This window comes from Bauldia sp. (genome assembly GCF_020442045.1).
Taxonomy (GTDB): domain Bacteria; phylum Pseudomonadota; class Alphaproteobacteria; order Rhizobiales; family Kaistiaceae; genus Bauldia.
The window spans coordinates 31,798-43,915 of the sequence record NZ_JAGRLA010000164.1 but is presented as its reverse complement, the minus strand read 5'-3'; the positions used below and the strand labels follow the sequence as shown (position 1 = coordinate 43,915).

At 64.1% G+C, this 12,118-nt stretch carries 14 protein-coding genes; 4 read left to right on the top strand and 10 right to left on the bottom strand.

The genetic code is table 11. The features are described 5' to 3' along the window. The coding region (locus KDJ86_RS18365) for a tetratricopeptide repeat protein (RefSeq protein WP_291749190.1) at window positions 1-260 on the top strand (260 nt) is incomplete at its 5' end. 296 nt (window positions 261-556) lie between these two features. Here KDJ86_RS18365 and KDJ86_RS18360 read toward each other — a convergent pair. The 3 genes from KDJ86_RS18360 to KDJ86_RS18350 all read right to left on the bottom strand — a co-directional run bounded on the left by KDJ86_RS18360 (window position 557) and on the right by KDJ86_RS18350 (window position 2,879). Next, entirely contained in the window at window positions 557-1,276 is a 720-nt protein-coding gene (locus tag KDJ86_RS18360; protein ID WP_291749187.1) for a glutamine amidotransferase, read from the bottom strand. Further along, window positions 1,263-1,721 (bottom strand): tellurite resistance TerB family protein, encoded by a 459-nt coding sequence (locus KDJ86_RS18355; protein WP_291749185.1) that lies wholly within the window; start codon window positions 1,719-1,721, stop codon window positions 1,263-1,265. Before KDJ86_RS18355 ends, KDJ86_RS18360 begins: the two co-directional genes overlap by 14 nt. A 372-nt stretch (window positions 1,722-2,093) precedes the next feature. Beyond that, window positions 2,094-2,879 (bottom strand): NAD-dependent epimerase/dehydratase family protein, encoded by a 786-nt coding sequence (locus KDJ86_RS18350; protein ID WP_291749184.1) that lies wholly within the window; start codon window positions 2,877-2,879, stop codon window positions 2,094-2,096. A gap of 165 nt (window positions 2,880-3,044) precedes the next feature. Between KDJ86_RS18350 and KDJ86_RS18345 the strand changes: the two genes are divergently transcribed. After that, complete coding sequence (locus KDJ86_RS18345; protein WP_291749182.1) at window positions 3,045-3,221, top strand: hypothetical protein; 177 nt, start codon at window positions 3,045-3,047, stop codon at window positions 3,219-3,221. A gap of 10 nt (window positions 3,222-3,231) precedes the next feature. Continuing rightward, complete coding sequence (locus KDJ86_RS18340) at window positions 3,232-3,978, top strand: FadR/GntR family transcriptional regulator (protein WP_291749180.1); 747 nt, start codon at window positions 3,232-3,234, stop codon at window positions 3,976-3,978. A gap of 17 nt (window positions 3,979-3,995) precedes the next feature. Here KDJ86_RS18340 and KDJ86_RS18335 read toward each other — a convergent pair whose 3' ends face one another. From KDJ86_RS18335 to KDJ86_RS18310, 6 genes are all read right to left on the bottom strand, one after another. Continuing rightward, window positions 3,996-5,141, bottom strand: a complete 1,146-nt coding sequence (locus KDJ86_RS18335) for a Gfo/Idh/MocA family protein (RefSeq protein WP_291749178.1) — start codon at window positions 5,139-5,141, stop codon at window positions 3,996-3,998. Between the two features lie 12 nt (window positions 5,142-5,153). Then, a complete protein-coding gene (locus KDJ86_RS18330) occupies window positions 5,154-5,912 on the bottom strand; it encodes a sugar phosphate isomerase/epimerase family protein (RefSeq protein WP_291749176.1) in 759 nt (252 codons plus the stop codon). Window positions 5,913-5,932: 20 nt separating this feature from the next. After that, window positions 5,933-7,018: an ABC transporter ATP-binding protein gene (locus KDJ86_RS18325; RefSeq protein WP_291749174.1), complete on the bottom strand. Its 1,086-nt coding sequence runs from the start codon at window positions 7,016-7,018 to the stop codon at window positions 5,933-5,935. 3 nt (window positions 7,019-7,021) lie between these two features. Further along, complete coding sequence (locus tag KDJ86_RS18320; protein WP_291749172.1) at window positions 7,022-7,951, bottom strand: carbohydrate ABC transporter permease; 930 nt, start codon at window positions 7,949-7,951, stop codon at window positions 7,022-7,024. Continuing rightward, on the bottom strand, window positions 7,948-8,850 hold the full coding sequence (locus KDJ86_RS18315) for a carbohydrate ABC transporter permease (RefSeq protein ID WP_291749168.1): 903 nt from the start codon (window positions 8,848-8,850) through the stop codon (window positions 7,948-7,950). The genes KDJ86_RS18320 and KDJ86_RS18315 overlap by 4 nt, the downstream gene beginning before the upstream one ends. Window positions 8,851-9,055: 205 nt before the next feature. Next, complete coding sequence (locus KDJ86_RS18310; protein ID WP_291749166.1) at window positions 9,056-10,312, bottom strand: ABC transporter substrate-binding protein; 1,257 nt, start codon at window positions 10,310-10,312, stop codon at window positions 9,056-9,058. 264 nt (window positions 10,313-10,576) lie between these two features. Between KDJ86_RS18310 and KDJ86_RS18305 the strand changes: the two genes are divergently transcribed. Continuing rightward, window positions 10,577-11,704 (top strand): LacI family DNA-binding transcriptional regulator, encoded by a 1,128-nt coding sequence (locus KDJ86_RS18305; protein WP_291749164.1) that lies wholly within the window; start codon window positions 10,577-10,579, stop codon window positions 11,702-11,704. Window positions 11,705-11,717: 13 nt separating this feature from the next. Here the strand turns inward: KDJ86_RS18305 and KDJ86_RS18300 are convergent, their stop codons facing one another. After that, window positions 11,718-12,116, bottom strand: coding sequence for a DUF3307 domain-containing protein (locus KDJ86_RS18300; RefSeq protein WP_291749162.1), 399 nt, complete (start codon window positions 12,114-12,116; stop codon window positions 11,718-11,720). Between the last annotated feature and the right edge of the window lie 2 nt (window positions 12,117-12,118).

The following is a 12,118-nucleotide window of genomic DNA, read 5'->3' as shown; positions in this document are numbered from 1 at the left end:
ATGCGATGGTGCTGACCATGATCGGCTATTCGAAGCGCAAGATGGGCGATGTCGACGAGGGCATCGCCTACTACCACAAGGCGCTCGCCATCCAGCCGGACAACGTGCTGACCCGCGAATATCTCGGTGAAGGCTATGTGATGATGGGCCGGTTCGACCTTGCCCAGGCCGAGCTCGACCAGATCGGCGTGATCTGCGGCGTCGATTGCGAGGAATATCGCGACCTGAAGGCGGCCATCGCCGGCGATCCCGACTGGTAATCGCCCCGGACAATTGGTAGCGGGAATCGCGGGAAAGCAGACGGTTAACTGGACGGGGAAGGCAAAGCCGGGGGTCGACGGCTTACCTTCCCCGCCAGGTGTCGCTGACTACGCACAACCTGAAGGCCAGCGTAGCCCGGTAGTGGCAAACGGCTTGCCAGAGGCCCTTCCCCAAGCACTGGTAGCGGGTCGGGCAATGATCGCAATTTATTGAAATTATTAAGACTTCAGTAACCGGCCGTGCAACGCAATCTGCAAAATTCTTCGCAAATTGCAACGATTGGCATGGGTCGAAATCAGCCCCGCGCCGGCCTCGGATCGCTGGCCAGCCAGTGGTCGAGAAAACCTTCCAGGAAATTCTTCGTCTTCCAGTCATGAAGCGCGCGGCCAAGAAAATGCTCCGCCGCCCCCTGGGCGCCGGGTTGCGGCGCCCGCTCGCTCGATCTCAGCGTCCATCGGCCGACCATCGCGTTGGTCAGCTCGATATGAAACTGGATCGCAAAGGCCGACTTTCCGAAGGAAAAAGCCTGGTTGCGAAACTTTTCGCCGGTGGCCAGCAGCACGGCCTCGTCGGGCAGGTCGAATCCCTCGCGATGGAAGTGGTGGACCTGATCGGGCCAGTCCATCAGCCGCCGGCCGGCCTCGGTCGGCCAGATCGGATAGTAGCCGACCTCGACGCTGCCATCGGCATTCGCCGTCACCGCGGCGCCGAGATGGCGGGCCATCAGTTGCGCCCCGAGACAGAGGCCGAGGAAGGGCGCACCCTCCTTCAGCGGCACCTCGATCCAGTCCGTCTCCCGTTTGATGTAGTCGTCCGGGTCGTTGGCACTCATCGGACCGCCGAAAATCACCGCTCCGGCATGGTCGACGAGCGAATCAGGCAGCGGATCACCGAAACGGGGACGCCGGATATCGAGCTGGTAGCCGCGCTCCACCAGCCGCAATCCGACACGTCCCGGCGTTGAATGCTCCTGGTGGAGAACGATGAGGATCCGTGAGCGATCAGCCGGCGTCATCGGGGCGGAGAGACTGTTTCAGCCTGATGCGCGCCTGCGAGGATACCCCGAGCAGCTCGGCCGCCCGCCACACCAGATTGTCTTCGAATTCGTGGACATTACCATCGGCAAAGACCAGTTCCCACATCATTCCGACGATGCGTTCGCGATCCTTCACGTCGAGCTGCTGCTTGAGCACGCTGGTAAAGCCGTAGAGATCGACCGCCTCCTTGTCGGCGGCTTCGGCCTCCGCCATCAACTCCTCGACATCGTCGTCGTCGAGCGCGAAGCGGTGCTTGAGGATATCGTGGAGCTTCGCCTTTTCCTCGGCCGAGACCTCGCCGTCGATGGCGATGACATGGAAGAGAAGCGCCGCCGCCGCCAGGCGATAGCGCTCTTCGCCCATTGGTTCCGGCTGCTTTTCGCCCGTCAGATCCGACAGGAACTGCTTGAACGCTGACAACATGGGATTCTCCGTCACCAAATCCGATGGTAGCCGTCGGGCGGGTGAAGGACCAGTGACCATAAACGAAACCGCCGGCCACTGGCCGGCGGTGTCATCCAGGATTTTTCGAAGCAAAACAGAGGCTTGGTAAAATCTTTCGCCCGATCACAAAAGCCGGACCGATAACTTCCATCTACACCGAGAATTACAACTACGTTCCCCAACCCAAACGCACAGCCTCAAATCAGAGGGTGCGGACGATGCGTCTCCAAATGGCGACGAATCATCGTCTGTAAATAAATCTATAAAAACCGCTTCCTCCCGACAAGCGGAAAAATCGCACCGGCATTCCGATTGGTAAACGCCTGTGAAAAACCCGGATGACGCGCCGGATCAGATGCGCTCCGCGACGCAGAATGGCCCACCCTGGTTGAGATCGACGCGGTCGTCTCCCGACACGCCGTCATCGGCGGCGAGAACCTCCTCCGCGTAGTCCTCCGACCGGTCCTGCGGCTTGTAGCCGAGGCGGAACGCATTGCCGTTGTCCCACCAGGCACGCGCGTTATCCGACATGCCGTAGACGATCTCGTGACGTATCCCCGGATGCTCCAGCCCGATGCGGACGAGCTGGACGAGATCGCGCGGGCTCAGCCAGATCGCCAGCCGCCGCCGGTCGACCGGCCGCTCCCCGACATGGCCGATCCGGATGCTGAGCACCTCGGCTCCGTATTTATGACCGTAGAGGGCGCCAAGCGCCTCGCCGAATGCCTTGCTGAGCCCGTAGCGGCTGTCCGGCCGGACCTGTCCATCGACGCCGATGGTTTCGGACCGCGGGTAGAAGCCGACGGCGTGATTGCTCGAGGCGAAGACGATCCGCCGGACCCCTTCGAGCCGGGCCGCCTCGAAGAGGTTGTAGCAGCCGGCGATGTTGGCGGCCTGGATCGTCTCCCAGTCCGCTTCCACGGAATAGCCGCCGAGATGCACGATGCCGTCGACGCCGGCCACGGCCTTGCGCAGCGCTTCCATGTCGTCGAGATCGGCATCCATCACCTCCTCTTCCGGGACGGGATCGGGAACCGGTCGCCGGTCCGAAAGCCGGAGCCTGTATTCGGCGCGCAGCAACGGCCTGATCAGGGTCGCGACTCCGCCTGCCGCGCCGGTGAGGAGAACAGTCTTCATCCCGATTTCGCTCCCTGGCATGAGGATCATGCCGGCCAATATCATGCACCTTCTTATTGTCCGATGCAGCGCCTGTGCTAGGGCGACCAGGGTTGTACGACAACTTCAAGGGACAGGAAACAGCACCTGCCAGAGTCGTGCGGCCTATGCAACGGGAGGGCCGGCATGTTTGAGATGACCCGCTTCCCGGTCGCCGTCGTCGGCCCGGTCGTGGACGAGTTCAATGCGTCCCACCTGCCGTATTTCTTCCGCAGCCGCGATCCCATGTATAACGTGGTCGACGGAGAGATAGGCACCGGGCTTCCGGCCAGGCTGGAGGAAGCGTGGATCGGCCTCGGCTAGGAATTTCGCATTGACCGCTTCTTCGCCCCCAGGATCCGAAACGGGCCGAGCCCAGCCCAACCTGACCAGCACGCTCACCGCCCGGCTTGCCGACGAGATCGTGGCCGGCAAGTTGCCGCCGCACACCCGGCTGCCGACGGAGCGGTCCCTGATGGAAACCTATGGCGTGAGCCGGACGGTGGTCCGCGAAGCGATCGCGGCGCTTCGCGCCGACGGACTCGTGGAGACCCGCCAGGGCTCCGGCGCCTACGTCGCCGCCGAGATTCGCAACCGCCCCTTCCGGATCGACCCGAAGGGACTCAAGTCGGTCAAGCAGGTCCTCGACGTGATGGAGCTGCGGCTCTGCGTCGAGGTCGAGGCCGCGGGCATCGCCGCCAGGCAGCGATCGAAAGCCGACATAGCCCGGATGAGAAAGGTCAGCCGCGCCATGGCTCGCGCAATCGCCAACGGCGACCCGGCGGTCGACCTCGATTTCGAGCTCCACACCGTGATCGGCACGACGACCGGAAATCCCTATTTCTCGTCCTTCCTCGAGTTCATCGGCGGAATCATCATCCCGCGGCGGACGATTCTCATCGACGATCACGAGCATGGCGGCACGCCTTATCTGGCGCGCATACAGGCGCAGCACGAAGCGATCATCGCGGCGATCGCCAAGGGCGACGCCGGCGCCGCACGCCGGGCGATGCGCAGGCATCTCGCCGAGGGCCGCGACCGCTATCGCCGGCTGGTCAGCAAGGACCCGGACGAGGCCTGACGCGGGACGCAGCGGGGCTATTTCGCCAGGCGCCGGATATCGGCCGCCGTCAGCGGCGCCGGGCGCCCGGTCGTCGACCGCATCCTGACGAAGCGCCGTTCCCGGCCGGAAACGAGAATCGACTCCATGATCTCGACGATATGCGCCGCGAGCCGGCCCGAGCAGCGCGGCTCCCGGTCCCGGCTGACGGCATCGACCAGGTCGGCCACTCCGGCCATCCGGTAATTTGCGCGCTTCGGCACACCCGGTCGGGGCGACCAGTTGGCGGCACCGAAGGGCAGCGAAGCGGTGTCCGTCTCGACATAGTCGCCGTCGTTCCGCGAGCAGGAAACCACGCCGCTGAAGAAATTCGGATCGGGCACCAGCATCGTGCCCTCGGTGCCGTAGATCTCGATCGGATTGGCGTGGCCGTGCTTCCACACGTCCCAGCTGGCGCCGATCGTCACCTGTGCGCCGGAACGGAACTCCAGGAGAGCGTTGATGCTGGTCGGCGTCGTCACCCTGATCCGCTTTCCCTTCATCGGCCCGTCGGCGGAAACGATCCGCTCGGCGAACCCCTTGCCGGCCATCGCAGCGACCGACTTCACGGGCCCGAGGAGATTGACGAGGGTGGCGAGATAATAGGGACCGATGTCGAATATCGGCCCGCCGCCCGGCCGGAAGAAGAAGGTCGGGCTCGGATGCCAGTGCTCCATGCCATGGTTGAGGACATGGGCCGTCCCGCCGACCACCTCGCCGACCGCCCCCTTGTCGAGAAGCCTGCGCGCGGTCTGGCCGGCGGCGCCGAGGAAGGTGTCCGGCGCGGCGCCGAGCTTCAGGCCGCGCCTGTCCGCCTCGGCAACGAGCTTCCGCGCTTCCTTGTAGGTGAGGGCCAGCGGTTTTTCCGTATAGGCGTGCTTGCCGGCGCTGAGGATCTCGAGGTTGACGGCATAATGTGCATCGGGAACCGTGAGGTTGATGACCGCATCGATCTCCGCATCCTTGAGAAGCGCATCGACCGACAGCGCCCGCACCGAATATTGCTCCGCCTTCGCCTTTGCAGATGCGGGCGCGATATCGGCGCAGGCAACGATCTCGACTCCCCTGAACAGCGGCGCAAGCTCGAAATAGGTGTCCGAGATGACGCCGCAGCCGATGATGCCGATTGCTGCTCGTTTTGCCATTTCGCGCCCCGCCTATTCGCCGACCAGGCCGGTGAGGAACCGGAAGGAATTCTCGGCGAAGCTCCGCCAGTCCGACGGCGCGTCATGCTCGAGGACGAGAAGGTCGGTGCCCGCGGCTTCGATCGCCGGCAGGAGCGCCCGCCAGTCGACGGTGCCGGCCCCGACATCGGTCCAGCCATCGTCCTCGGTGACGCCTTCCGGCGCGAGGTCCTTGACGTGGAAGGCGGCGAGCTTGCCCTGGAAGCGCGAAAGCTCCGCCGCGACGTCGCGATCGGCCCGGACGATCCAGCCGATATCGGCTTCCCACATGACATCCGGACCGGCGAGCAGGTGATCGATCGGGCGCGTGTTGTCGGACAGCACCGCATATTCAAAGGCGTGATTATGCCAGGCGAATTTCAGGCCCGATTCGCGGAGCGCCGCGGCGTGCTCCTGGAGCCTCGCACCGAGGGCCTGCCAGCCATCGGCGTCGTCGGGCCGCTGGTCCGGCAGCAGAAAGGGTGTCACGACCGTCTCGAGACCGAGTGTCCGCGCGACGTCGACGACCGCCGCGCGATCCGCGTCGAGATCGGCCAGCCCGATATGGGCGCTCGGGCAGGCAAGGCCGACGGCATCGAGCTTCTTTCGCAGGCCCGCCGGATCGTCGCCATAGGCGCCGCCATAGGGCTCCACCGCGTCGAAACCGATGGCCGCCAATGTCTCGAGCTGTGCCTCGACGGGAGGAAAGCTGCGCGCGCTGTAGAGCTGGAACGATATCCGGTAGTCGGTCATCACAAATCCGATCTGTTGGTCTAGAGGCGGACGCCGGTCCCGGCGTCGAAGACAGAAGCCTGGTCCGGGTGGAAATGGCCGGCGACGGTGTCGCCAACCGTGTATTCGTCGTCCGGGCCGATCCGCACCGAGACGGTGTCGCTGCCGACCGTGCCCCATAGCAGGCTGTCGGCGCCCATCGGATCGATCAGGTGGATATCGATCGGAACCTGCGACGGCGCGGCGGCGGCGTCGGCCAGGACGATCTGCTCCGGGCGGATGCCGAGCACGACGGCCCTGCCCTCGACCGGCGCGGCGGCGAAGTCGTAGCCGGCAAGCCCGGTCGTCACATCGCCGATCCTGATGGCTGGCGCCCCGTCGACGATGGTCAGCGTCCCCTCGAGGAAATTCATCGCCGGAGAGCCGACGAAACCGGCAACGAAGCGATTGACCGGCCGGCGATAGATTTCCTTCGGCGCCGCCAGCTGCTGGATCACGCCGCCATGCATGACCGCGATCCGGTCGGCCAGCGTCAGCGCCTCGATCTGGTCATGGGTGACGTAGATCATCGTCGAGTTGAGCTGGTTATGCAGCTTCTTGAGCTCGACCCTGAGCTCGGTCCTCAGCTTGGCGTCGAGATTCGACAGCGGCTCGTCGAACAGGAAGACATCGACATCGCGGACAAGGGCGCGGCCGATGGCGACGCGCTGGCGCTGGCCGCCCGAGAGCTCCGCCGGCCGACGGCCGAGCAATGGCTTGATCTGCAGCAGGTCCGCGGTCCGGTCGACCCGGCGGGCGATTTCGTCCTTCGGCATGCGCGCAACCCGGAGGCCGAAGGTGAGATTTCCCTCCGCCGTCATCCGCGGGTAGAGCGCATAGGACTGGAACACCATGCCGATGCCGCGATCCTTCGGCTCTTCCCAGGTGACGTTCTTGCCGCCGATCCAGACCTGGCCGGCGTCGACGTCGAGCAGGCCGGCAACGGCGTTGAGCAATGTCGACTTGCCGCAGCCGGAGGGGCCGAGCAGGACGATGAACTCGCCCTGATCGACCTCGAGGTCGAGATCACGGAGGACGTTGAGGGAGCCGAAGGAGACTCCGAGCTTCTTTATCGAGACACTTGCCATCCTCTACCCCTTGACGGCGCCGGCCGCGATGCCGCGCACGAACCACCGTCCGGAAATGAAGTAGACGGCAAGCGGAACGGCCGCCGTCAGGATCGTGGCGGCCATGTTGACGTTGTATTCGCGAACGCCGGTGGTGGTGTTGACGATGTTGTTGAGCTGCACCGTCATCGGCCAGTTCGAGCGGCCGGCGAAGACCACGCCGAACAGGAAGTCGTTCCAGATGCCGGTTACCTGGAGGATCACCGCGACCGTTGTGATCGGCACCGACATCGGCACCATGATGCGGAAGAAGATCTGCCAGAAGCCGGCGCCGTCGACGCGGCCGGCCTTGAACAGCTCGATCGGCACCGACGCATAGTAGTTGCGGAAGAGCAGCGTCAGGATCGGCATGCCGAAGATGGTGTGGACGATGACGATGGCAGCCAACGTCGAATAGAGCCCCGCTTCCCGCGCGGCGATGATCAGCGGGTAGATGACCACCTGGTAGGGGACGAAGGCACCGAAGACGAGCAGGCCGAAGAAGAGATTGGCACCCTTGTAGCGCCAGAAGGACAGGGCATAGCCGTTGATCGAGGCGATGATGATCGAGACGACGACGCTCGGAATGGTGATCTTCAGCGAATTGAGGAAGCCGGGATGGAGCCCGTTGCAATCCCGCCCGGTGCAGGCGTTCAGCCAGGCATCGACCCATGGCTGGAACGTCACCTCCCCCGGCAGGCTGAACAAATGGCCGAGCCGGATCTCCGGCATGGTTTTCAGCGAGGTGACGATCATCACGTAGAGCGGGATCAGGAAGAACAACGCCGAGATAACCAGAAAGCCATAGATGCCGAGGCGGGCCGGCGAGAAGCGGCGCGGTTTCACGCCGCCCGGCTGGGTTCCCCAGCGGGCTTCCGCTTCGGTGTCGGTGAGGGTCATATCGCCGGCGCTCATGGCGTCGCTCCCATGGCGGCGCGCCGCCTGCGGCGCCACATGGCGAGCCCGCCAAAGGCGAGCACCACCAGGATCGGCAGCAGCATCATCGTCGCCGCCGCCATGCCCTGACCGACATTCTGGCTGCTGCTGATCATCTGGATGACGTATACGGCCGGCATCTGGGTGGCGATTCCGGGCCCGCCGCCGGTCATCGCGACGATCAGGTCATAGACCCTGACAACGCCGACGCATTGCAGGACGAAGGCGGTGGCCAGCGCACCGCGGATCATCGGCAGGGCGATAAAGAGGTAGACCCGCCAGGTCGGGATGCCATCGACCCTGGCCGCCTTCCATATCTCCGAATCGACGCCACGCAATCCGGCGAGCAGGATAGCCATCGTCACGCCCGACCCCTGCCAGATGCCGGCGATCACCAGCCCGTAGATGGCAGTCTCGGGATCGACCAGCGGCGAGAAATGAAAACTCGTCCATCCCCAGCCATGGAGGGTCTGCTCGATGCCGAGATTGGGATCGAGCATCCACTGCCAGATCAGGCCGGTGACGATCAGCGACATGGCGAAGGGATAGAGAAAGATCGACCGCAAGACCGCTTCCTGCCGAATCCGCTGATCCATGAAGACCGCCAGCAGATAGCCGAAGACCAGGCTGAAGACGATGAGCAGGACGCCGTAGATCCAGATGTTGTTGACCGCGACCAGCCAACGATCGCTTGACCAGAGACGGCGGTACTGGTCCAGGCCGACGAGGTTGTTGTTGGGGAACAGCTTCGAGCTGGTAAACGACCAGTAGAAGGTGAAGGCTATGCCAATCACATAGACGCCGACCGCAACGGCGATCATCGGCAAGGTCCCGATGACCGCCTGGATCTTCCATCGTCGCCGTCGCGCTTCCGCCATGCCAAATTCCCATCCCCAGCCTGTCGCCGGTCCCGACCCCCGACCGTCCCGGACAAGCCGGTCGGTCCGCCCCGTCGCCAAATGTGTGAGGCACGCAATACCGGTGCCGTCACGAAGCGTGAGGCGATCCGGATGCCCGTTTCCCGACGACGTGAAAAGGGGTGCCGCCCAGATGTTGGACGGCACCCATGCCCCGGCTGTCCGCCTAGCTCGCGTTCTTGAATATCTCGACCCAACGGGCCTGGGCGTCTTCCGCAGACATCGAGTCTTCCGACCAGTACTGCGTGATGAGCGCGTTCAGCTCGTTGTTGGTGTCCTCGGTAATGAAACGCTGCACGCCGGTGGCGATCTTGGCGGGGTCCTCCACCGCCTTCAGCGCCTTCTGCATGCAGGGATCGGCGGACGCCATGTCGACGTCGCCACGGACCGGCATCGAGCCTTTCTTGTTGTTGAAGGCGACCTGCACCTCGGGGCTGATGATCAGCTCGGCAAGGCGCTTCTGCGCTGCCTCGACCTCGGGATCATCCTGCTTGAAGAAGACGAACACGTCGCCGTCGGTGCTGACAATCGGATGCGCCTCGTTCAGGCCGATGATGCAGCCGAAATCCTCGACGCCGGTCATCCCGGCCGCCGCGAATTCGCCACGGGCCCAGTCGCCCATGATCTGCAGGCCCGCCTTGCCGGTGATGACCATGTTGGTGGTGTCGTTCCAGTTGCGGTTGGCGTAGCCCTCGTCGGTATATTGCTTGAGCGCCTTGAAGTTGGTCAGCGCCCTCAGCATGTCGGCACCGCCGGCGATGTCGGTGTCCTTGTCGCCATACATCTTGTCGCGCTGCTCGATGCCAAGGCTGGCGAGCAGGATCTGGTCGAAGGCGCCGCGAATCTGCCAGCCATTGCCGTCACCGCCGATCGCCATCGGGATGATGCCCGCTTCCTGCAGCTTGGGCGCCATCGCGACGAACTCGTCGAAGCTGGTCGGCTCGTCAAGGCCGGCCTTGGTGAAGGCGTCCTTGGAGTACCAGCCCCAGGGCCAGGAATGGATATTCACCGGCACGCAATACCAGTGCCCATCGACCAGGCAGGCGCTCTGAATCTGCTGCGGACGGATCACCTCGGCCCAGTTGCCGGCCTCCGCGATGTCGTCGAGCTGGAGCAGCAGGCCGCCGCTGATCAGTTCCTCGTATTGGCGCCCCGGATTGAACTGCGCCGCACCGGGCGGGTCGCCGAGAAGGACGCGCCGCATGATCGTCGCGCGGGCGGTCTCGCCGAGGGCGATGGCGCTGTCGACCCAGTGGTCGCCGGCGCCGTCATTGTCGAAAGCCTTGGCGAATTCGTTCACGGCGGCCGATTCGCCCTTCGAGGTCCACCAATGAATGACCTCGAGATCCGTGGCCATCGCCGGTCCGCTGACCAGGGCGGCCAAAGCACTCGCCCCGAGCAATCTCGTGACAAAAGACTTCATTCCCTTCCTCCCTTTTATAAAACGCAAGCGTTCTTTTGCAGTGCACCATGGCGATTCAGGAACATCTCTTCGATATTCCTCACCTGTAATCGTTTACATCAACAGTAGGCAAAGATGATCGCTTGTCAACTCCTTGGACCGACTCAATTTCCCTAAGTTGAAAACGTTTACATGAATTCACTGCTCGGGCAAACTGCCGGTCACCGTCGCCGACGAGAAATGATATACGGGGGCGCGGAAGCGGCTGGAAAATTGCGGAAAATCATGACGAAGCGAAACGGAATCGCCAAAGCCCGACCGTCGCGACGCGCGACGATTCTCGACGTCGCGAGGCGCGCGGAGGTCTCCACCGCGACCGTCAGCCGGACATTGACGGATCCGGACCGGGTCGCCGAACCGACCCTGAGTCGGGTGATCGCGGCGATCAGAGAGACCGGCTACACGCCGAACGCGACCGCCCGCAATCTACGGGCGCAATCGACCAAGATGGTGCTTTGCCTGCTGCCCGGCCTCGGCCATTCGTTCTGGAATGTCATCATCGACGCGGTCGAGGAGGTGCTCACCAACCAGGGCTATGGCGTGATCTTCGGCGATACCCGCAACGACCCCGTCCGCGAGGCGCATTACGACAGGATTGTCCGGGCCGGCCAGGTCGACGGCGTCCTGCTGTTCAACGGCCGGCTTCCCGGAACCGATTTTCTTCAACTCAACAGCAAGATGCCGATCACCCTGATCTCGAACGACATCCCCTCGAGCGGCCTGCCTGTCTTCGAGGTCGCGAATCGCGATGCGGCGCGGGCGATGACGGCGTATCTGATCGCCGTCGGCCATCGCCGCGTCGCACATATTACCGGCCCCAAGGGCAACGTCGAAACCGGCGAGCGGATAACGGGCTATTGCGACGGGCTGGGCGCCGCCGGCATCTCCGTCGACGACAGCCTGATCTGGCCGGGGGCCTTCAATTTCACCGCCGGAACAGACGCGGCCCGGCGTTTCCTCAAGCTCGGAGCCGACAGGCCGACGGCGATCTTCGCCGCCAGCGACGAAATGGCCATCGGCTTCATCAAGGGAGTCAAGGATGCCGGAATTCGCGTACCCGCCGACGTATCCGTGGCCGGCTTCGACGGCATCGAATATTCCGCCAACTTCGATCCCGCCCTGACTACGATGATCCAGCCGCGCACCGAGATGGGCCTGCTCGGCGCGGAGAATCTGGTGGCGCGGATGTCGGGCCGGCCGGCCGACCTGCAGGGAGCCCGCCTGCCCTGCTCGCTGGCCATCCGCGAAAGCGTGGCACCGCTCGATACGCCACGCCGAAGGACGGCCGCCCGCCGCTCCCGGCGGACCGGGCACGTCGAGGACGGTTCGGCAGCGCCCGCTCCGGGCGATTAAGGGGCCGCCGCCGTCAGCCGGTACCGATCGTCATCCCCACGAGAACCCCGGCGATGACGACATAGGTCAGCTGATGGATGAGCTGATCCGCCCCGATCGCCCACCAGAATCTGGCATCAGCGACCTCGTAGCCCGCATGCCGGATGAAGTTCGCCTTCGCCCAGTCGGTGTGATAGTGGACCAGGAATTCCACGACGACGATGCCCGCGCCAAGGAGGAAGGTCGGCGTCACCGCGACAAAGGCGAAAAGCGTGCCCGCCGCCTGGATGCCGGAATGCAGGATTCCGCCGGGATGACCGTAGGTCCCCTTATTCTTCAGCTGATAGCGCGTCTGCAAGGGGTAGTCGCAGATGAAGTGCTTGACCTCCAGTATGGTCAGCACCGCCAACAGCGCACCAAACGGATTGGTCAACG

Bases quoted from the DNA above. Each gene is read 5' to 3' on its own strand.
- KDJ86_RS18360 (WP_291749187.1), bottom strand. From the start codon at position 1,276: ATGACGCCGGCTGATCGCTCACGGATCCTCATCGTTCTCCACCAGGAG.
- KDJ86_RS18355 (WP_291749185.1), bottom strand. From the start codon at position 1,721: ATGTTGTCAGCGTTCAAGCAGTTCCTGTCGGATCTGACGGGCGAAAAG.
- KDJ86_RS18350 (WP_291749184.1), bottom strand. From the start codon at position 2,879: ATGAAGACTGTTCTCCTCACCGGCGCGGCAGGCGGAGTCGCGACCCTG.
- KDJ86_RS18345 (WP_291749182.1), top strand. From the start codon at position 3,045: ATGTTTGAGATGACCCGCTTCCCGGTCGCCGTCGTCGGCCCGGTCGTG.
- KDJ86_RS18335 (WP_291749178.1), bottom strand. From the start codon at position 5,141: ATGGCAAAACGAGCAGCAATCGGCATCATCGGCTGCGGCGTCATCTCG.
- KDJ86_RS18330 (WP_291749176.1), bottom strand. From the start codon at position 5,912: ATGACCGACTACCGGATATCGTTCCAGCTCTACAGCGCGCGCAGCTTT.
- KDJ86_RS18325 (WP_291749174.1), bottom strand. From the start codon at position 7,018: ATGGCAAGTGTCTCGATAAAGAAGCTCGGAGTCTCCTTCGGCTCCCTC.
- KDJ86_RS18320 (WP_291749172.1), bottom strand. From the start codon at position 7,951: ATGAGCGCCGGCGATATGACCCTCACCGACACCGAAGCGGAAGCCCGC.
- KDJ86_RS18315 (WP_291749168.1), bottom strand. From the start codon at position 8,850: ATGGCGGAAGCGCGACGGCGACGATGGAAGATCCAGGCGGTCATCGGG.
- KDJ86_RS18310 (WP_291749166.1), bottom strand. From the start codon at position 10,312: ATGAAGTCTTTTGTCACGAGATTGCTCGGGGCGAGTGCTTTGGCCGCC.
- KDJ86_RS18305 (WP_291749164.1), top strand. From the start codon at position 10,577: ATGACGAAGCGAAACGGAATCGCCAAAGCCCGACCGTCGCGACGCGCG.